This window comes from Streptomyces lincolnensis, from assembly GCF_001685355.1.
Lineage (GTDB): Bacteria > Actinomycetota > Actinomycetes > Streptomycetales > Streptomycetaceae > Streptomyces > Streptomyces lincolnensis.
Genome location: NZ_CP016438.1, coordinates 7,599,336 through 7,618,963 on the forward strand (window position 1 = coordinate 7,599,336; position 19,628 = coordinate 7,618,963).

The 19,628-nt window shown below is 71.8% G+C and carries 10 protein-coding genes; 8 read left to right on the forward strand and 2 right to left on the reverse strand.

Annotated features, from left to right (window positions below; translation table 11 throughout):
* The gene (locus tag SLINC_RS33725) at positions 1-1,023 is read right to left on the reverse strand and encodes an NAD-dependent epimerase/dehydratase family protein (protein WP_079164866.1); all 1,023 of its coding nucleotides are present in this window, start codon (positions 1,021-1,023) and stop codon (positions 1-3) included.
* Positions 1,024-1,368: 345 nt separating this feature from the next.
* On the opposite strand from SLINC_RS33725, the gene SLINC_RS33730 reads away from it, so the two are divergent.
* Both SLINC_RS33730 and SLINC_RS33735 read left to right on the forward strand, forming a co-directional pair.
* The gene (locus SLINC_RS33730; RefSeq protein WP_067441273.1) at positions 1,369-3,141 is read left to right on the forward strand and encodes an ABC transporter ATP-binding protein; all 1,773 of its coding nucleotides are present in this window, start codon (positions 1,369-1,371) and stop codon (positions 3,139-3,141) included.
* A gap of 12 nt (positions 3,142-3,153) precedes the next feature.
* Complete coding sequence (locus SLINC_RS33735) at positions 3,154-4,986, forward strand: ATP-binding cassette domain-containing protein (protein WP_225988294.1); 1,833 nt, start codon at positions 3,154-3,156, stop codon at positions 4,984-4,986.
* A 112-nt stretch (positions 4,987-5,098) separates the two neighbouring features.
* On the opposite strand, the gene hemA is transcribed toward SLINC_RS33735, so the two are convergent.
* Positions 5,099-6,295, reverse strand: coding sequence for a 5-aminolevulinate synthase (gene hemA / locus SLINC_RS33740; RefSeq protein ID WP_067441275.1), 1,197 nt, complete (start codon positions 6,293-6,295; stop codon positions 5,099-5,101).
* Between the two features lie 202 nt (positions 6,296-6,497).
* Between hemA and SLINC_RS33745 the strand changes: the two genes are divergently transcribed.
* The 6 genes from SLINC_RS33745 to fxsT all read left to right on the forward strand — a co-directional run bounded on the left by SLINC_RS33745 (position 6,498) and on the right by fxsT (position 19,561).
* Positions 6,498-8,084 (forward strand): long-chain-fatty-acid--CoA ligase, encoded by a 1,587-nt coding sequence (locus SLINC_RS33745; protein ID WP_067441277.1) that lies wholly within the window; start codon positions 6,498-6,500, stop codon positions 8,082-8,084.
* A 91-nt stretch (positions 8,085-8,175) separates the two neighbouring features.
* The gene (locus tag SLINC_RS33750) at positions 8,176-9,645 is read left to right on the forward strand and encodes a 3' terminal RNA ribose 2'-O-methyltransferase Hen1 (RefSeq protein ID WP_067441280.1); all 1,470 of its coding nucleotides are present in this window, start codon (positions 8,176-8,178) and stop codon (positions 9,643-9,645) included.
* Complete coding sequence (locus SLINC_RS33755; RefSeq protein ID WP_067441283.1) at positions 9,642-12,185, forward strand: polynucleotide kinase-phosphatase; 2,544 nt, start codon at positions 9,642-9,644, stop codon at positions 12,183-12,185. Before SLINC_RS33750 ends, SLINC_RS33755 begins: the two co-directional genes overlap by 4 nt.
* Positions 12,186-12,387: 202 nt before the next feature.
* Positions 12,388-13,935, forward strand: coding sequence for a VMAP-C domain-containing protein (locus SLINC_RS33760; protein WP_067441285.1), 1,548 nt, complete (start codon positions 12,388-12,390; stop codon positions 13,933-13,935).
* On the forward strand, positions 13,932-15,035 hold the full coding sequence (locus SLINC_RS33765; RefSeq protein ID WP_067441294.1) for an AAA family ATPase: 1,104 nt from the start codon (positions 13,932-13,934) through the stop codon (positions 15,033-15,035). Before SLINC_RS33760 ends, SLINC_RS33765 begins: the two co-directional genes overlap by 4 nt.
* The gene (gene fxsT, locus SLINC_RS33770; protein WP_067441297.1) at positions 15,035-19,561 is read left to right on the forward strand and encodes an FxSxx-COOH system tetratricopeptide repeat protein; all 4,527 of its coding nucleotides are present in this window, start codon (positions 15,035-15,037) and stop codon (positions 19,559-19,561) included. Before SLINC_RS33765 ends, fxsT begins: the two co-directional genes overlap by 1 nt.
* Positions 19,562-19,628: the final 67 nt, after the last annotated feature.

Consider the following 19,628-nt stretch of genomic DNA (forward strand, 5'->3'; position numbering starts at 1 on the left):
CTACGACCGGTGGGTGGGTGCCATCCCGGCCGACGAGGCGGTCCCCTGCGCTGGAGCCTGGGAGAGCACCTGGCGCGCCCACTCGATCTGGGTGGCCAGCCCGGCGCGCAGTTCCGTGCGCGCGGTGAAGCCGAGCCGCCGGCGCGCCCGGCCGGTGTCGGCGGTGGTGGCCCGTACGTCGCCGATACGGGCGGGCCCGTAGCGGGCGTTCGGCGTCAGGCCGGTCAACTCCCCGGTCAGAGCCAGGATCTCGTTGGCCGACACGGCGTGTCCGGTCCCGATGTTCAGCACGCTGCTGCCCTCGTCGAACCGCGTGGCGGCGAGCCGCAGCGCGTGCACGATGTCCGAGACATGGACGAAGTCACGGATCTGGGTGCCGTCCCCGTACACCTCGATGGGAGTGTTCTCCAGGGTGGCGCGGATGACCCGGCCGATGAACATGTCCGGGCGCTGGCCGGGGCCGTAGACCGTGAAGAAGCGCAGGGCGCTCACCGACAGGGTGGCGTCCCGCCGGGCCGCGAAGGCCAGGGCGAGCCGTTCCGCGGCGAGTTTGGTGACGCCGTACGGGGACAGCGGGCGGGGCACGTCGTCCTCGGACATCGTGCCCTCGGCACCGCCGTACACGCTCGACGAGGAGGCCATCACCACCTTGGGCACGCCGGAACGGACGCAGGCGTCCATAAGTCGCTGGGTGGCCAGCACGTTGCAGTGCAGATACTCCGGGAATTGCGTCCAGGACGGACGGACACCGGGCAGTGCGGCCAAGTGGAAGACCGTGGAGGCATTTTCCAGACAGGCCGAAAGGTCCGCGGAGACGAGGTCGGCGTGGACGGCGTGCAGGGATCCGCGTTCGTCGGTCGGCGGGATTTCGCGGTTGGCCCAGGAGGATTTTCGGTCGATACCGACGACGTTTGTCCCGGAGCGCCGCAACGCCTCGACGAGATGGGAGCCGATGAAACCCGCGGCACCGGTGACCACCGCTTTTCCTGTGCTGTCGGCCCCGTCGTTCGCGTCACCCGACATTGCTCATCCCCCTTGGTCCGTGGATATCCGGTCGTTCAAGGCGGTGCTCTGTACTGGTGCAGTCCTCGGGCTTCGGTCGGCTGCGCACGAAGAACCGGCGGACCCGGAGGTACACGGATGCCGGAGAATGTGGCCGAGAATGACTGGTGCGCAGCGACGGCGTGCAGGGCGAATTGCCCGGAAGACCCGTGGAGTCTAACAGCGCGATGAATCGGCAGCAACGGCATCCTGTCGCCCGCCCTTCTGGAAAAAAGCGGTGGCAGGTATTCCGCATACGTATGCGTCATTCCCAACGGCGGCCCGCCGACTTTATGCTGAGGCCTTCCGCCGCGGGGGAGGGACGCGTTGGCAGGCAGCCCGTTACGGCAGCTCTCCGTTCTGATCCGCTACCTGCGCGGGGAACGGCCGTCCGTTCTCCTTCTCGCACTGCTCGTCCCTCTCGGGGTGGGACTGCAACTCGTCGCGCCCCAGATGCTGCGCCGGTTCATCGACCACACGCTGACCGGGAGCCCGGCCGATCTCCTGCTGGCCGTCGCCGCCTGGTACCTGACGGCCGCGCTCGGTCTGCTCGTGGTGACCGTCGCCGGCGACGCCGTGGCCGCCCGGCTCGCCTGGCGCGGCACCAACCGGCTGCGCGCCGACCTGGTGGCCCACTGTCTGCGCCGGCCCTCCCGCTTCTACCAGCGCCATCCGCCCGGCGAACTCCTCGACCGCGTCGACGGCGACGTCACCCGCCTCACCGCGGTGATGTCCGCGCTGGTGCTGGAGGTGCTGGCCCAGTTGCTGCTGGTGGCCGGCATCCTCGGCGCCCTCTTCCTGCTCGACTGGCGACTGGCCCTGGTCTTCGCCCCGTTCGCGGCCGGCACCCTGCTGTTGCTGCGCGGACTCGTGGGCCGTGCCATGCCCTTCGTCGCCGCCCGCCAGGCCTCCTCCGCAGACCTCCTGGGCTTCCTGGAGGAACGTCTCGCCGGCGCCCAGGACCTGCGGACCAACGGGGCTGCCGCCCACACCCTGGCCGACCTGGAGGCCCGGCAGGACGAGCTGTACCGGCGGGCGCACCGCGCGGCCCGGGTCTCGGTCCGCTGGCCCGCCACCGTCCAGAGCCTGTCCACGGTCAGTGTCGTCCTCGCCCTCGGCGTCAGCGTCTGGCTGCACGACCGCGGCCAGCTCTCCACCGGCACGGCCTTCGCCTGCCTCTCCTACGCCATGCTGCTGCGCCGTCCGCTGCTGGCCGTCACCACCCGCTTCCACGACCTGGAGGAGGCCGCGGTCAGCGTGCGGCGCCTGACCGAACTGCTGCGCCGGGACGAGGATGAGGAGGGCGACGGGGCCGACGGGGTCGAGGGGGCCGAGCGGAAGACCGCCGCTCCGCGGACCGGGCGGCTGCCCGACGGGCCGCTGGGCGCCCGCCTCGACGGGGTCTTCTTCGGCTACGACCCGGGCGAACCGGTGCTGCGGGACGTCTCCTTCCGGCTGCGTCCCGGGGAGCGGCTCGGCATCGTCGGCCGCACCGGAAGCGGCAAGTCCACCGTCGTACGGCTGCTGTTCGGACTCCAGCACCCGGCCCGCGGCACCGTCAGCGTCGGCGACCAGGACGTGGCCGGGCTCGACCCGCGCGCGCTGCGCCGCCGCGTCGCCCTGGTCACCCAGGAGGTCCAGATCCTGCACGCCACCCTCCGCGACAACCTCACCTTCTACGACCCCTCGGTGGACGACGGCCGGGTGCGCGCCGCGCTGGACGAGGCCGGGCTCACCGAGTGGTGGCGGGAGCTGCCCGACGGACTGGACACCGTGCTGGGCACCGGAGCCCGCGGGATGTCCGCCGGCCAGGAGCAACTCCTCGCCCTCGCCCGGGTGTTCCTGCGCGACCCGGCCGTCGTCCTGATGGACGAGCCGACCGCCCGCCTCGACCCCCACACCGAACGGCTCCTCATGCCCGCGATGGGACGGCTTCTGGAGGGGCGCACCGCCGTCGTCGTCCAGCACCGGCCGCACGCCCTGCGCAACGTGCACCGCGTCCTCGTCCTCGACGGGGGCGCGGTGGTCGAGCACGGTGAACAGACCACCCTCGCCGCCGACCCGACCTCCCGCTTCCACGAACTGCTGCGAACCGGCTGACGGGCGGGGAGGGTGACGGACACAGGTGCGCGGGCGCGGGGGGACACAGGGCCGCGGGGGGACATCGGGTCGCGGGGCACGTTCGGGCGGCTCGGGGTGGTGCTGCGCGGGTCGGCCGGGGCCTACTGGACCCTGACCGGGCTGTGGGTGCTGCTGCGGGCCGGGACTCTGGCGGTGGGGCTGCTGTTCCAGCGGCTGTTCGACGAGATCGGCGCCGGCGGCGGGGTCTGGCCGCTCATCGCCTGGGTGGCCGCGATCGAGGGGGCCCGGATGTGCCTCCAGTTCGGCGTGATGATCAACCGGCTGGAACCCCACGTCCAGTACGCCACGACCGCACGGCTGCGCCGCCGCCTGCTGGGCTCCGCCCTGCGCGGCCGGGGCGCCGCGGCCCGGACGGCTCCGGGGGAGTCGCTGCGCGTGGTGGGCGAGGACGTCGACGAGACCGGCTTCTTCGTGGCCTGGGCACCCACCAACCTCGCGCACTGGCTGTTCGTGGTCGCGGCGGTCACCGTCATGATGCGGATCGACGCGCTCGTCACGACCGCGCTGCTCGTGCTGCTGGTCCTGATCACCCTGGTCACCGCCGCGGTCCACGGCCGCTTCCTGCGCCACCGGCGGGCCACCCGCGCCGCGTCGGCCGAGGTCGCGGGCGCGCTGCGCGAGGCGTTCGGCGCCGTGAAGGCGGTGCAGGCGGCGGGCGCCGAGGACCATGTGGCCGCGCACATCGCCCGGTTGAACACCGCGCGGGCCGGGGCGGCGGTACGCGAGGAGCTCTTCGCGGGCGTCCAGCGGACGGTGATCGGCAACGCGGCGCCCCTGGGGATCGGCGTGGTGCTGCTGCTGACGGCGGGACGGGCGCACGAGGGCACCTTCAGCGTGGGTGACCTCGCGCTGTTCACCTTCTACCTCCAGATCCTCGCCGAGGCGCTGGCCTCGATCGGGATCCTGTCGGTACGGCTCCAGCGGGTCTCGGTGGCGCTGGACCGGATCGGCGACTTCCTGGGGAAGCCCTCGGGCACGCCGCCCCCGGTCCCCGTGGAAAAGCCGAAGCCGAAGCCGGTCCCCGCGCCCGGGCCCGCGCCCCGACGGGACTCCGGACTGCGGGAGTTGACCGTCCGAGGGCTGACCGCGCGGCACCCCGGCACGGAGCACGGCGTCGAGGACGTGGACCTCACCGTCGTACGCGGCTCGGTCACCGTGGTCACCGGAGGCGTCGGCGCGGGCAAGTCGACGCTGATCCAGGCCGTCCTCGGGCTGGTGCCGCACGAGCGGGGCACCGTGCTGTGGAACGGCGAGCCGATCGCCGACCCCGCGTCCTTCCTGGTGCCCCCGCGGTGCGGCTACACCCCCCAGGACCCGCGCCTGTTCAGCGGAACGCTGCGGGAGAACATCCTGCTGGGCCTGCCCGACGAGGACGGCACGGTGCTGGGGGACGCCGTGCACACCGCGGTCCTGGGACCCGACGTGGCGGCCATGCGGGACGGCGTCGACACCGTCGTGGGCCCCCGGGGCCTCAGGCTGTCCGGCGGCCAGCTCCAGCGGACGGCGATCGCCCGGATGCTGGCCCGCCGCCCCGAACTCCTGGTCCTGGACGACGTCTCCAGCGCCCTGGACCCCACGACCGAGCAACTCCTGTGGAGCAGACTCCTCGACAGCCCCGTCACCGTCCTCGCCGTCTCCCACCGGCCCGCCCTGCTGCGCGCCGCGGCCCACGTGATCGTCCTCGGGGACGGCCGCGTGGAGGCGACGGGAACCTGGGACGAGATCCTGGCCGAGTCCCCCGGGACACGCCGCCTCACCACGGGCCCCGACCACCGGGACGGCCCCGGTCCGGCCTCGGACTAGGTCCGCTGTCCGGGCAGTTCGGTGACCCGGCCGGCCGGGAGGGGGTGGCCGCTGGACCATGCCGCGGCTTCGGGGATCCGGATCCGGCACGCCGCCGCTCACCGCCCCGCCCTCACCGCCGAGCCGCGCCCAACTCCCCCCAGATCCCGTCCAGCACGTCGACGAACCGGCGGATGTCGGCGGCATCGTGCACGGCGGAGGGGGCGACGCGGAGGATCTCCTCGCCCTTGGGCACGCTGGGCGCGTTGATGGCCTGGACGTAGGCGCCGTGCCGCTCCAGCAGCAGGGCGGACATCCGCTTGCAGAGGCGGTCCTCCCCGACGAGGACGGACACGATGTGGGTCTCGTCGGACAGGAAGGGGATGCCCCGCTCGCGCAACAGGGCGTGCGTCAGCGTGGCGTTGGCCGCCAGCCGGTCCCGCTCGCTCCGGGAGGCGCGCAGATGCCGTACGGCGGCCAGCGCGCCGGCCGCGACGGCGGGCGGCAGCGCCGTGGTGAAGATGAAGGAGCGGGCGAAGGCCCGCACCGCGTCCATCAGCATGGTGGGCCCGGTGACATAGCCGCCCGTCATGCCGAAGCCCTTGGCCAGGGTCCCCATGATCATGGTGAACTCGGAGTCGATGCCCTCCCGCGCCGCGATCCCGGCGCCCTCCGGTCCGTACATGCCGACGGCGTGCACCTCGTCCAGGAACGTCACCGCCCCGTACCGCTTGGCGAGGTCGGCGATCTCCGCGAGTGGCGCGATGTCACCGCGCATCGAGTGCACGGATTCCGTCACGACGAGTTTCGGCCGCTGCGGATCGACCCCGGAGAGCAGTTCCTCCAGATGCGCGCAGTCGTTGTGCCGGTAGATGAACTTCTCGGCCCCGCTGTGCCGCAAACCGTCGATGATCGACGCGTGGTTCAACTGGTCCGAGAACACGGCACAGTCGTCGATGCGTCCGGCGAGCACCGAGAGCGCACCCTCGTTGGCGGAATAACCGGAGGTGAACAGCACCGCGTCGGACTTTCCGTGCAGCGCGGCGAGTTCCGCCTCCAACGCGACGTGATAGCGGTTCGTCCCGCCGATGTTGCGTGAACCCCCGGAACCGGCACCGCATTCGTCGATCGCGTGCTTCATCGCGGTGAGGACGTCCGGGTGCTGCCCCATACCTAAGTAGTCGTTGCTGCACCAGATCGAGATCTCGCCATGATGTGCGGTATCGGCTGCCGGGAAGCGCCCCGCGATGCGGCCGAGTTCCAGAAACTCCCTTTTCCGCTCGGCTGTTTCCTGCGCAAGGCGTGCGAAGAAATCCATGTACCCGGACATGACTCATGCTCGCTCTCTGTCGCTTTCCCTTCGGCGCGCCTCATCGTAGGATGCGCCGCGAGCCCTGCACAGTGCGCGTTTTCCATTCCGATGTGATCGCACGAAGCGGAGTGTCGATGACCGAATGTGAAATATCCGTCGCCGCGATTCACGGCCTCTTTTCCGGCCGTACCGGAACCCGCGGAGCCCTCGGACGTGGCCGATGAGGGGCGGCGCCACCCTCTCGCTGGTCTCCGTCCTCGCCGACACCGCGATCCGCCGCCCCGAGCACACGGCGCTGGTGTCCGGGCCCGAGCGCATCTCCTACGGCGCCCTGTGGCTGGCCGCACGCCGCTGCGCGACGGTGCTGCGCGAGCGGGGCGTCGGCCCCGGCGACCGGGTCGCGCTGCTGCTGCCCAACACCCCGGCCTTTCCCACCGCGTACTTCGGCGTCCTCGCGCTCGGCGCGACCGTCGTCCCGGTGAACGCGCTGCTGAAGGCCGAGGAGATCGCGTACATCCTCCGGCACTCGCAGGCCCGGCTCCTGCTGTGCGCGGGATCGCTGCTGGGGGAGGGGGACCCCGCGGCACGGCGCGCCGACGTGCCGCTGATGACGGTCGACGCGGAGGCCGGGGACACCGGGCGGCCGGGGCCCGACGCACTCGACGCGCTCGACGTTCTCGCGGCCGACGCCGAGCCCCTCGGCACCCCGGTGCCCCGCGCCCCGGACGACATCGCGCTGGTCCTCTACACCTCCGGCACCACCGGGCGCCCCAAGGGCGTCCTGCTCAGCCACCTCAACCTGGTCATGAACATCGACACGACGGCCCTGTCGCCCTTCGCCATGGAGGCCGACGACGTCCTGCTGGGCTGCCTGCCCCTGTTCCACACCTTCGGCCAGGTCTGCGGCATGGGGACGTGCTTCCGCGTCGGCGCCACCCTCGTGCTGACCTCCCGCTTCACCCCGGACGAGGCGCTCGACCTGATGGTCCGTGAGCGCTGCACGGTCCTCATGGGCGTCCCGACCATGTATCTCGGGCTGCTGGAGGCCGCGGCCCGGGACCCCCGCCGCCCGCCACTGGCCCGGGCCTACTCCGGCGGCTCGGCCCTGCCGGTGCCGGTGCTCCAGGACATCGAGGCCACCTTCGGCTGTCCCGTCTACGAGGGCTACGGCCTGACCGAGGCCTCCCCCTGCGTCGCCTACAACCAGCCCGCCCGGCCCCGGCGGCCGGGCACCGTGGGCCGTCCCGTCCGGGGTGTGGAGGCGGAGATCGCCCGGTCCGGCACCGAGGACCGGATCGTCCTGCTCCCGGCGGGCGAGGTCGGCGAGATCGTGGTCCGCGGACACAACGTCATGACCGGCTACCTCGACGACCCCGAGGCCACCGCGGCCGTCCTGGTCGACGGCTGGCTGCGCACCGGCGACCTCGGCGTGAAGGACGCCGAGGGCTGTCTGACGATCGTCGACCGCAAGAAGGACATGATCGTGCGGGGCGGGTACAACGTGTACCCGCGCGAGGTGGAGGAGGTCCTCACCCGCCACCGGTCCGTGGCCCGGGTCGCGGTCGTCGGCGTCCCGGACGCCCGCTACGGCCAGGAGGTGTGCGCGGTGGTCGTGCCCCGGCCCGGCGCCGCGCCGGACGCGGCCCTGGCCGAGGAGATCGTCGGCTGGTCACGCCGTCACATGGCCGCCTACAAGTACCCGCGCCGCGTGGAGTTCGCCGCCACGCTGCCCCTCGGCCCGAGCGGAAAGGTCCTCAAACGGGAACTCGCGGCCCTGCTGAGGCCGGGAACGGGCGGAAAATCCTGAGTGCGCGCTGTGGCCCTGCCTGTACGTTGAACGGACGCACACCCTGGATCACCAGGCGCGTTCCCTGTAGACGACCCTTCGAGGCCCCACCGTGTTCCTCAGCATCAGTACCACCGGTACCCCCGACCGCCCCGCCACCGACCTCGGCTACCTGCTGCACAAGCATCCCGAGAAGGCGCAGGCGTTCTCCACGTCCTACGGGACGGCGCACGTCCTCTACCCCGAGGCGGACGATCATCGGTGCACGGCGGCGCTGTTGCTGGAGGTCGACGCGGTGGCGTTGGTCCGGCGTGGGAAGGGCAAGGGCCGCGGTGGCGCTCCCGACGCGGCGCTCGCGCAGTACGTCAACGACCGCCCGTACGCGGCCTCCTCACTGCTCGCCGTGGCGCTGAGCGCCGTCTTCTCCAGCGCGATGCGCGGTGTGTGCGCCGCCAGGCCGGAACTGCCCGAGCAGGTAAGGCCGTTGCGCGTGGAGGTACCCGCGCTGCCCGCCCGCGGCGGCCCGGAGCTCGTACGCCGTCTGTTCGAGCCGCTGGGCTGGGCGGTGACCGCCGAGCCCGTCGCACTGGACGCGCGGTTCCCCGAGTGGGGCGACTCGCGCTACGTCCGGCTCGAACTGGAGTCCACGCGGCTCACCGTCGCCGAGGCGCTGCGCCATCTGTACGTCCTGCTCCCGGTCCTCGACGACGCCAAGCACTACTGGGTGGCCTCCGACGAGGTCGACAAGCTGCTCCGGGCCGGTGAGGGCTGGCTGCCCGAGCACCCGGAGCAGAAGCTGATCACCAGCCGCTACCTCTCCCGCCGCTGGTCGCTGACCCGGCAGGCGAACGAGGCCCTGGAACTGGTGCGGCTGGCCGAGGCCGACGACAGCGAGGTCGAGGAGATCGACAACGCGGTCGAGGCGGAGACCGAGACCGAGGAGAGGCCGACACCGCTCGCCGTGCAGCGCCGGGACGCGATCGTCGCCGCGCTGGAGGAGTCCGGCGCCGCCCGCGTCCTCGACCTGGGCTGCGGACAGGGCCAGCTGGTGCAGGCGCTGCTCAAGGACCCGAAGTACACCGAGATCGTCGGCACCGACGTGTCGATGCGCGCGCTCACCATCGCCTCCCGGCGGCTGAAGCTGGACCGCGTGGGGGAGCGGCAGGCCTCGCGCGTGAAGCTCTTCCAGAGCTCGCTGGCGTACACCGACAACCGGCTCAAGGGGTACGACGCCGCCGTGCTCAGCGAGGTCGTCGAGCACGTCGACCTGCCGCGGCTGCCCGCCCTGGAGTACGCGGTGTTCGGCGCGGCCCGCCCCCGCACGGTGCTCGTGACCACCCCGAACGTCGAGTACAACGTCCGCTGGGAGACCCTCCCGGCCGGCCACGCCCGGCACGGCGACCACCGCTTCGAGTGGACCCGCGAGGAGTTCCGCGCCTGGGCCGGCACGGTGGCCGAACGGCACGGCTACGCCGTGGAGTTCGCCCCCGTCGGCCCCGACGACCCGGAGGTGGGGCCGCCCACCCAGATGGCCGTGTTCACCCGGACGACCACACACGAGAAGGAGGCGAAGGCGGCATGACCGAGACTCGGCACAAGGGGCGCGTCCTGCCCGTCACCGACCTCTCCCTGGTCGTTCTCGTCGGTGCTTCCGGCTCGGGCAAGTCCACCTTCGCCCGCAGGCACTTCAAGCCCACCGAGATCATCTCCTCCGACTTCTGCCGCGGCCTCGTCTCCGACGACGAGAACGACCAGAGCGCGACGAAGGACGCCTTCGACGTGCTCCACTACATCGCCGGCAAGCGCCTGGCCGCAGGCCGCCGCACCGTCGTCGACGCCACCAGCGTGCAGTCCGACGCCCGCCGGCAGCTGATCGACCTGGCCCGGCAGCACGACGTGCTGCCCATCGCCGTCGTCCTCGACGTGCCCGAGGAGGTGTGCGCCGAGCGCAACGCCACCCGCACCGACCGGGCCGACATGCCGCGCCGGGTCATCCAGCGCCACATCCGCGAACTCCGCCGCTCCGTGCGCCACCTGGAGCGCGAGGGCTTCCGCAAGGTGCACATCCTGCGCGGGGTGGAGGACGTCGAGCACGCCACCGTCGTCACCGAGAAGCGCTTCAACGACCTCACCCACCTCACCGGCCCGTTCGACATCATCGGCGACATCCACGGCTGCGCGAGCGAACTGGAAGCGCTGCTGGGCAAGTTGGGCTACCTCGACGGCGTCCACCCGCAGGGCCGCACCGCCGTCTTCGTCGGCGACCTCGTCGACCGCGGCCCCGACAGCCCCGGCGTGCTGCGCCGCGTGATGTCGATGGTCAGGTCGGGCAACGCCCTGTGCGTGCCCGGCAACCACGAGAACAAGTACGGCCGTCATCTGCGCGGCCGCAAGGTCCAGCACACCCACGGCCTGGCCGAGACCATCGAGCAGATGGAGGGGCAGAGCGAGGAGTTCCTCGCCGAGGTGCGCGAGTTCATCGACGGACTCGTCAGCCACTACGTCCTCGACGGCGGCCGCCTGGTCGTCTGCCACGCCGGTCTGCCGGAGAAGTACCACGGCCGCACCTCCGGCCGGGTCCGCTCGCACGCGCTGTACGGCGACACCACCGGTGAGACCGACGAGTTCGGGCTGCCGGTGCGCTACCCGTGGGCCGAGGACTACCGCGGCCGGGCCGCCGTGGTCTACGGCCACACCCCGGTCCCGGAGGCCACCTGGCTCAACAACACCATCTGCCTGGACACCGGCGCCGTCTTCGGCGGCAAGCTGACCGCGCTGCGCTACCCGGAGCGGGAACTGGTCGACGTACCGGCGGAGCGGGTCTGGTACGAGCCGGTGAAGCCGCTGCGCTCCGAGGCGCCCGGCGGTCACGACGGACGGCCGCTCGACCTCGCCGACGTGCACGGCCGCCGGGTCGTGGAGACCCGCCACCAGGGCCGGATCGCGGTCCGCGAGGAGAACGCGGCGGCGGCCCTGGAGGTCATGAGCCGTTTCGCGGTGGACCCGCGGCTGCTGCCGTACCTGCCGCCGACCATGGCGCCGACGGCCACCAGCCACATCGACGGCTACTTGGAGCACCCGGCCGAAGCTTTCAAGCAGTACCAGCAGGACGGTGTCGCGCGGGTCGTGTGCGAGGAGAAGCACATGGGCTCGCGGGCGGTCGCGCTGGTGTGCCGGGACGCGGAGGCGGCCCGCAAGCACTTCGGCGTGGACGGCCCGACCGGATCCCTGTACACCCGCACCGGCCGCCCGTTCTTCGACGACGCGTCGGTGACGGAGGAGATCCTCGGCCGCCTCAGGACGGCGGTCGACGAGGCCGGCCTCTGGACCGAACTCGCCACCGACTGGCTCCTGCTGGACGCCGAGCTGATGCCGTGGTCGCTCAAGGCCGTCGGCCTGCTGCGCAGCCAGTACGCGGCTGTCGGCGCCGCCTCGGGCGCGGTGTTCCCGGGGGCCCTGTCCGCCCTGGAGGGCGCGGCGGCGCGCGGGGTCGACGTCACGGACCTGCTGGCCCGCCAGCGCGAACGGGCCGACGCGGCCTCGGCGTTCACCGACGCCTACCGCCGCTACTGCTGGACCACGGACGGCCTGGACGGCGTCCGCCTGGCCCCCTTCCAGATCCTCGCCGTCCAGGGCCGCAGCCTCGCGGGACTGCCCCACGACGAACAACTCGCCCTGCTCGACCGGCTCGTGGAGCACGACCCCACCGGCCTGCTCCAGACCACCCGGCGCCTGTACGTCGACACCGGTGACCCGGAGTCGGTGCGGGCCGGCGTCGACTGGTGGCTGGAGATGACCGGCCGCGGCGGCGAGGGCATGGTCGTCAAGCCGCTCGGGGCCGTCGTACACAACGAGCAGGGACGCCTGGTGCAGCCCGGCATCAAGTGCCGCGGACGCGAGTACCTGCGGATCATCTACGGCCCGGAGTACACGCGCCCGGAGAACCTCGCACGCCTGCGCGGACGGTTCCTGAACCACAAGCGCTCGCTCGCGATCCGCGAGTACGCGCTCGGCCTGGAGGCACTCGACCGGCTGGCCGAGGGCGAACCGCTGTGGCGGGTGCACGAGGCGGTCTTCGGCGTGCTGGCACTGGAGTCGGAGCCGGTGGACCCACGGCTGTGAAACCGGCCGCGAACCCCGGCCCCCGAACACCCTGACGATCGGTTCCGGCCAGGCTTGTCCCGCACGGGGCGATCCTGGCCGGACGTCGTGTTTCCGAACCCTTCGTCCGATCCCATGGGTCCCTGGTTAACCGCTGGTTGCCGTGCTAACTTCGCTGGTCGGTCAGGCAGGTATTACCGGCTCAGGGGGAAAGTCGGTGACGATGGGCACGGGGGTCGGTGGACCCGAGGGCGGATCCGGGCGTGCGCATGGTCCGTTACTGCTGCTGGAGCTGACCAACTCCCTGGGCGCGCTGGGCTGTATGGAGGACGCGCAGAGTCGGCTCCGCTTCGGGGACATCCTGGGAGAGCTGCTGGGCCGTCAGATCGATCTACGGGGCGCGAAACTCCGTGAGGACGTAGTCGTTCTGGTCCGCTCCGCCCTGAACGTCGCGGACGGGGAGCGCGTACTGGTCGAGGTGGTGCGCATCCTCGAGGGAGAGTCGGCCGGCGACCAACTGGAGCAGCTACTGGCGTCGTTCCTCGCCCCTGTCAAGTCCACGCCCCTGAAGGGCGGAGCGCTGACCGCCGACGAAGAGAGCGGCGCCCGCGCGGTCCTCGCCCTCGGCGAATTGCCCGCACCGCGCCTCAGGGACGACCTCGTCGAGGAACTCAACGGACTCAGCCTCCCCGTCGGCCTCTCGGCGGAACGTCTGTTCACCTACGTCCTCGACTGCACCACGCAGGCGGACCATCTGCCGCCCGCTGTCCTCCTCCTCGACTGCGCGGCCCCGCTCGCCGGCGCTCCGGGCCACCGGGCCGCCCTGTCCGGTTGGGTCGACGACTGGGCCCGACGCACGGGCCTCACCGAAGAGCTGGAAGGGCGCCGCAGGGCGCGCGCCGAGGGCCCCCACGATCCGGACATCCCGCGCTGTGTGATCATCGCGATCGAACCGGCCCGCGACGGCACCGACGACATCGTCGTGCGCCAGTGGTTCAACAGCGTGCCCGGCCACTGGAGTCCACTGCCCGGGCAACCGGCCACCACCACCCTGGACGAGCTGGGCCCCGCCGTCGAAGGTGCGCTGCGGCAGAGCGCCCGGCTCTGGCACGCCCCGCCCGTGGCGAGTCCGGCGGCCCGTCAGCAGCCGCCGCTGTACGTCGAGTTCGTCCTGCCCTACGAACTGCTCAACCACGATGTGGCCGGACTGACGTACCAGATCGGTGACGGTGAGCCGATGCCGCTCAGTCTCAAGTACGGGGTTCATCTGCGCAGTCTGGAGCGGATGCGGGCAGACGATCCGCTGTGGCGGGACCAGTGGATCGAACGCTGGAACACGCTGCGCGCGCACGGTGTCCTGTCGCACGACTGGCCCGATCCCGACATCGGCAGCGTCGGGATGTGGCAGCGCAGGCTCGCGGGGGAAGCCATGCATACGGCAGTCGTGCTCAATGCGCCGACGGATGCCGCCAGTCAGGCGGCGCTCAAGGCCGCCATCGCGGAAGGGATCGGACTTGCGGTCTGGGACCGGGCGGGCGTGTTCGTCGAGGCGGGTCGCCAGAAGATGAGCGCCGTGCTCTCCTCCGTCCATGCCCCCGTCCAGATCCCCATGGCCATCCACCGCCTGCGGCAGAAGGCCGCAAGCCGCAACCAGGGACCGGCCGAACTTCATCTGAAGGACATCGGTTTCCTCTGGGACGATCCCACCCGGCCCGTCGACTTCCAGCCCACCGACCCTGGCGATCTCACCAACGAGGAGGCACCGGAATGAGTGCCCAGGAGCAGACGGACCCCAACGGCTGGCGGGTCTTCCACGGTACAGGCAGCGTCCCGGACACCCCGCCCGACCTGCACGAGGCACCGCCCTGGCGTCGCTTCGGGGGCTCGCCGACCCTGTCCGTGCCCCCGGCCGATCCCGAGACGGCACGCCGCCGTCTGGGCCCGGGGGACACCACTCTGCGCTTGCGTGACGCGGACGTCGACGTCGTCAACGCGGTGCTGCTGCTGCGCCGGCCGCTACTGATCACCGGTCCGCCGGGGGTCGGCAAGTCCACCCTCGCGCATCTGATCTCCCGGGAGTTGGGGCTCGGCCGGGTCCTGGAGTGGAACATCGTCAGCCGCACCGCGCTGCGTGACGGCCTGTACACCCACGACGCCATGGGGCGCGCCCAGGCCATCGCCGCCTGGCGGGCGGGGCTGCGGCATGCGGCTGCCCCGGAGATCGACCTGGCGGACGCGATGGACACACCCGACGCGGGAGTCAACACCGCGCCTGTTTCAAATCCTCGTCAACAACCGCCGGTCATAGGCGACTTCATAACCCTTGGGCCGCTGGGCACAGCTTTGCTGCCCTACGATCGACCCCGGGTGCTCCTCGTCGATGAACTCGACAAGAGCGACATCGACCTGCCCAACGACCTGTTGCACGTCCTGGAGAACGGAAGCTATGAAGTCCCGGAGCTGGTACGCGACGCCGCGGACACCGCGCGCGTGCGGACCGACGACCCGGGCGGCGAGGCCGAGATCCGGGACGGACGCGTCGAGTGCCGGGAGTTCCCGGTGGTGGTGATCACCAGTAACGGGGAACGGGAGTTCCCCGCGGCCTTCAGACGACGCTGCCTGCCCCTCGAAATGCGCACACCCACCAAGGAGCAACTTCTGGCCATGGTGGAAGGACACCTCGGAATCCGGCCACCGGGCACGGAAGCCCTGGTGGACGAGTTCGTGCGACGGGTGCAGTCCGGTGGTACACACTCGCTCGACCAGCTACTGAACGCTGTCCAGATGACTACGGCGGGTGGTTTCCACCCGCGTGGTGATGGGCGTACCCTCGTGGAAATGCTCCTGCGCGACCTCGCGAAAGGCCGCTGATGAAGGGCGATCCCAGGGAGCACGCATCCGGGCTCGGCGACGGATACCCCGTATCGGGGTCGTCGCCCCCTTCGGCGTTCCCTCGGACCGCCGAGCGTCGCGGTGAGTACGGAGCACCGGATACGCACGCCCAGGAACAGGCCCCGCCGAGTTGGCAGGAGGTCGCCGACGCGGTCTGGCTCGCCGCGTCCTGGGGCCGCCACGGTGGCCCGGTCGGCACAGGCGGCCCGGACCAGGAGACCGCCCCCACCGTCCGGCAGACCGTGGAGCCACAGCCCCCCACGGAGCCGGCCGACACAGACGACGCACGACGCCCGGACGCCTCCCCGGCCACCGGGACCGCGGATCCTGCCGACGCCTTACGCCCCCCGGATCCCGCCGACACCGACGACGCCGCGCCCGCCCCGGACTCCTCGCCCCGGCCGGGCTTCACACGGTCCGGTGGGCCGGCGCCCGAGGCCCGGGTGTTACCCGACGCCCAGGGAGACATCACCCTGCACGTCGGGCAGCCGCTGTTGCCCGACAGTGATCGGCCGCAGCACGCCCCCGGCCGCTCCACCGCCCTGCTGGCGCGCGCCCTGCATCAACTCGCACGCCGCATCCCCTCCCGCGACACCCTGGAACTCGACGAGGAGACCACCGCCGAGCAGGGAGTCGTGGACGGCATGTGGATCCCCTTTCTCCGGCCCGCCCAGACCGCCGCCTTCGACCTGGTCCTGCTCACCGACGACGCGCCCACCATGCGGATCTGGGAGGACACCACCGCCCGCCTGGCCCGGGCCGCGGAGCACAGCGGCGCCTTCCGGGGCGTACGTACCGTCCGGGTGAACGTTCCCCGCACCGGCGCCGCCACCCTGCGCCGGTCCACCGGTCCGGCCGCCGCGGACCCCGCCGAGCTGCTCGACGGCCGGGGCGGCCGCGTCTTCCTGGTCGTCACGGACGGGCTGGCCCACGGCTGGGCCGCCTCGGCCGCCGACGACCTGCTGGGTCGGCTCGCCCATGCCGGGCCCACCGCCGTCGTCCACCTGCTTCCGCCGCACCTGCGCCACCGCTCCTCCCTCTACCCGTACCAGGCGGTTCTGGAGGCCGGTGGCTTCGGGGCCACCAACGACGCCCTCGGCCACTGGACCCCGGACCCGCTGCGGCCGCTGCCCGAAGGGGGCGACGGCGCGGTGCCCGTGCCCGTGCTGTCCCTGAAGCCCGGCTCCCTCGCCGCCTGGGCCGACCTCGTCACCGGCGAGCGCGGAGTGCGCCGCCCGCTGCCCGTCCTGCTGGCCGGCACCCTCACCAAGGGCAGCCCCGCGCCTGGCCTGCGCGCCCCGCGTTTCCCGCGCGCAGCCAAGGCCGCCGTGCGCCGCTTCCTCACCCTCGCCACCCCGGCCGCCCGGCGGCTGGCCGCTCAACTCGCCGCGGTTCCCTTCGACTTCGACCTGGTGGAGCAGCTGCGGCGGCGCACCATGCCGGAGACCGGCCCCGACCAGCTCGCCGAGATCCTGATGGGCGGGCTCATCGACTGGGACGGCGCCGGTAAGGGCCGCCCCGAGTTCGCCGACGGCGTCCGCGAGGAACTGCTGGCCACCACGACCCGGAGCCAACTGGCACACACCATCCGGGTGGTGGGCGAGCTGCCCGCCGCCGGGGCGCGGGGCATCGCCCTGCGTGCCGCCCTGCGCGATCCCATGGGTGCCAGCCTGCCCGACCCGGAGGAACGGGGCTGGGCACGCAGCGAGCTGGCCGTCATGCACGCACTGTCGGGGCCGTACTCCGAGCGCGCGCGGCGTATAGAACCGAGACTCTTCAGGCCCGGGCTCGCTGCGGCCGAACGGGTGGGCTCCGGTTTGTCCACAGGTGCACCCGCTGAGGTGAACCCTGTGGCCGTCGGTGCGTCACCCGGCGACGGAGCGGCCAGTGATCCAGCGTCGAACGAACCCGATGACTCTGGAGTGCCCGTGCCGCTGGTAACCGATGCGATCCGACAAGAAGCCCTGGAGGCTGAGCCGCTCATGCCGAGCTCCACAACTGTGACGCCCGCCCTACTGGTGAACGTTCCGTTGAGGAACACCTCGTTCGTCGGCCGGCAGGAGCTGCTGAGGGCCGTGGAGGAGCAGCTGGGTGCCCAGGACACGGCTGCGGTGCTGCCGCACGCCCTGCATGGGCTGGGCGGCGTGGGCAAGTCCCAGCTGGCGCTGGAGTACATCTACACCCACCAGCGCGACTACAAGGTGATCTGCTGGATCCCGGCCGAGCGTGAGAGCCTCATCCTGTCCTCCCTGGCCAGTCTCGCGGCCCAGCTGGGTGTCGCCCCGGTCGGCCAGGACAGCCTCGGCGCCCCCGCCGCCAACACGGCCGTGCCCGCCGTACTGGAAGCGCTGCGTACCGGCGCGCCGTACGACAAGTGGCTGCTCGTCTTCGACAACGCCGAGGACATCGAAGTGGTGCGCAGCTACTTCCCGACCAACGGTCCCGGCAAGGTCATCGTCACCTCCCGCAACAGGGGATGGGAGCGGGTGGCGACTCCGCTGCCGGTGAACGTGTTCGAGCGTCAGGAGTCCGTCGAGCTGCTCCAGAAGCGCTCCCCCGACCTGTCGGCCGAGGACGCCGACCGCCTCGCCGAAGCCCTGGGAGACCTGCCCCTGGCCGTCGAGCAGGCGGGCGCCTGGCGGGCCGTCACCGGGATGCTTGTCGACGAGTATCTGGATCTGCTCGCCCAGCGCAGTCCCGAGATCCTCGAACTCGACCCCAACCCCGACTACCCGGTCTCCGTCGCGGCCGCCTGGGACATCTCGCTGGAGCGGATCCGTGCCAACAATCCGGGCGCCCGGCAGCTCCTCGACATCTGCGCCAGCATGGCTCCGGAGCCCATTCCGCGGTCCATGCTGCGTGGCAGCCGGGGAATCAGCATCACGCCGGAGGTCGACCCGCTGCTGCGAGAGTCGATCACGCTCAACCGCGCGGTGCGCGACCTCAGCCAGTTCTCGCTGGTCAAGGTGGACCCGCGAGCCGACACCCTGCAGATGCACCGTCTCCTGCAGACAGTGCTCCTGGCCAAGCTGAGTGCCGAGGAGCGGGACCAGATGCGGGACGCGGCACACCAGCTGCTGTCCGCCGCCAAGCCCGGCGCGGCCGGTTCGCCGCTGGAGTGGCGTGCCTACCAGGCACTGCTGCCGCACGTGCTGGCCTCGCAGGCGGTGACCAGCGCCGACACCTACGTGCGCGAACTGGTCTACGACACCGCGAACTTCCTCTACTACTGGGGTGACCACGTAGGCGCGGCGGACTTCGCGCGGCAGGCATGGAGCGCCTGGCTCGCGGCCTCGGGCGAGGAGAACATCCACGTCATCCGGATGGCGAAGCTGTTCTCCTTCCTGCTACGCCAGATCGGTCAGATCCCCGAGTCGATCCCGCTCGTCGAGAACGCGCTGGACGTCTCCCGCCGCATCGAGGTCGACCCCGAGGAGCTGATCGACTCCCTGTGCCAGACGGCCGACGGTCGTCGTTACCTCGGGCGTTTCGAGGAGGCGCGGGATCTGGGCCAGGAGGCCACCGAACTGGCGCGCTCCCAGTTCGGCCCGGACGACCCGGCCACGCTGCGCAGCACTCACAGTTGGTGCGTCGACCTGAGGCTGTGCGGGCAGTTCCGGGAGGCGCTGCCGCTCGACCAGGAGAACGCCCAGCAGCGCGAAGTACTGTTCGGTGCGGGAAGCTTCCTCACCCTGAACTCCCTGAACGGCCTCTCGATCGACATGCGGGAGAGCGGCGACTACCCGGGTGCCCGCGACTTCCAGGAGGACGTCTACCGTCGGGCACGTGCCGCGTTCGGTGAGGAACACCCCCTCACCCTGCGCATCGCGCGCAACCTCGGGGTGTGCCGACGCCGGGACGGCGCGCCGGAAGAAGCGGCCAAACTCGCCGAAGAGACCCTGCAGCGCTTCATCACCCGCTACGGCCCGGACCACTTCGACGCCCTGTCGACGGCCACCAACGTGTCGGTCGACCAGCGCCTCGCCGGGGACCACGAAGGCTCTCGCCGTCTCGCCGAGACGACCCTGCGGCGCTACGCGGTGCGGCTCGGCGAGAACCACGCCTACACCCTCCTGACCAAGGCCAACCTGGCAGCCACCCACCGGGCGCTCGGTTCGTTGGAGCAGGCCCAGGAGCTTGAGGACGACGCCGCCCGACGGCTGACCGACACGGTGGGGCCCCGGCACATCACCACGCTGACAGTCGCGCTCGGCCAGGCCAACACGGCGTACGCCCTACTCGACTTCGAGCGGGCGCACGAGATCGACTCGGCCAATCTGCCGCAGCTGGTCGAGGTCGCGGGAGCGGAACACCCCGTCACCCTGTCCTGCACCGCCAACCTGGCCCTGGACCTGCGCGGTCTGGGCCGTGGGGCGGAGGCGGACGAACTGCAGCGCAAGGCGGTGGAGGGCTTCAGCCGGGTGGTCCGTCCCGACCATCCCTGGCTCCTCTCGGCCCGTCAGGGCCGCCGTATCGAGTGCGACATGGCCCCAATGCCGCTGTAGCGGTTCGGCCGGCACGTCGCGTGCCCCCGCCGGGGTCGAAGGCGTGGGCGCGCGGCGTCGTGCGGAT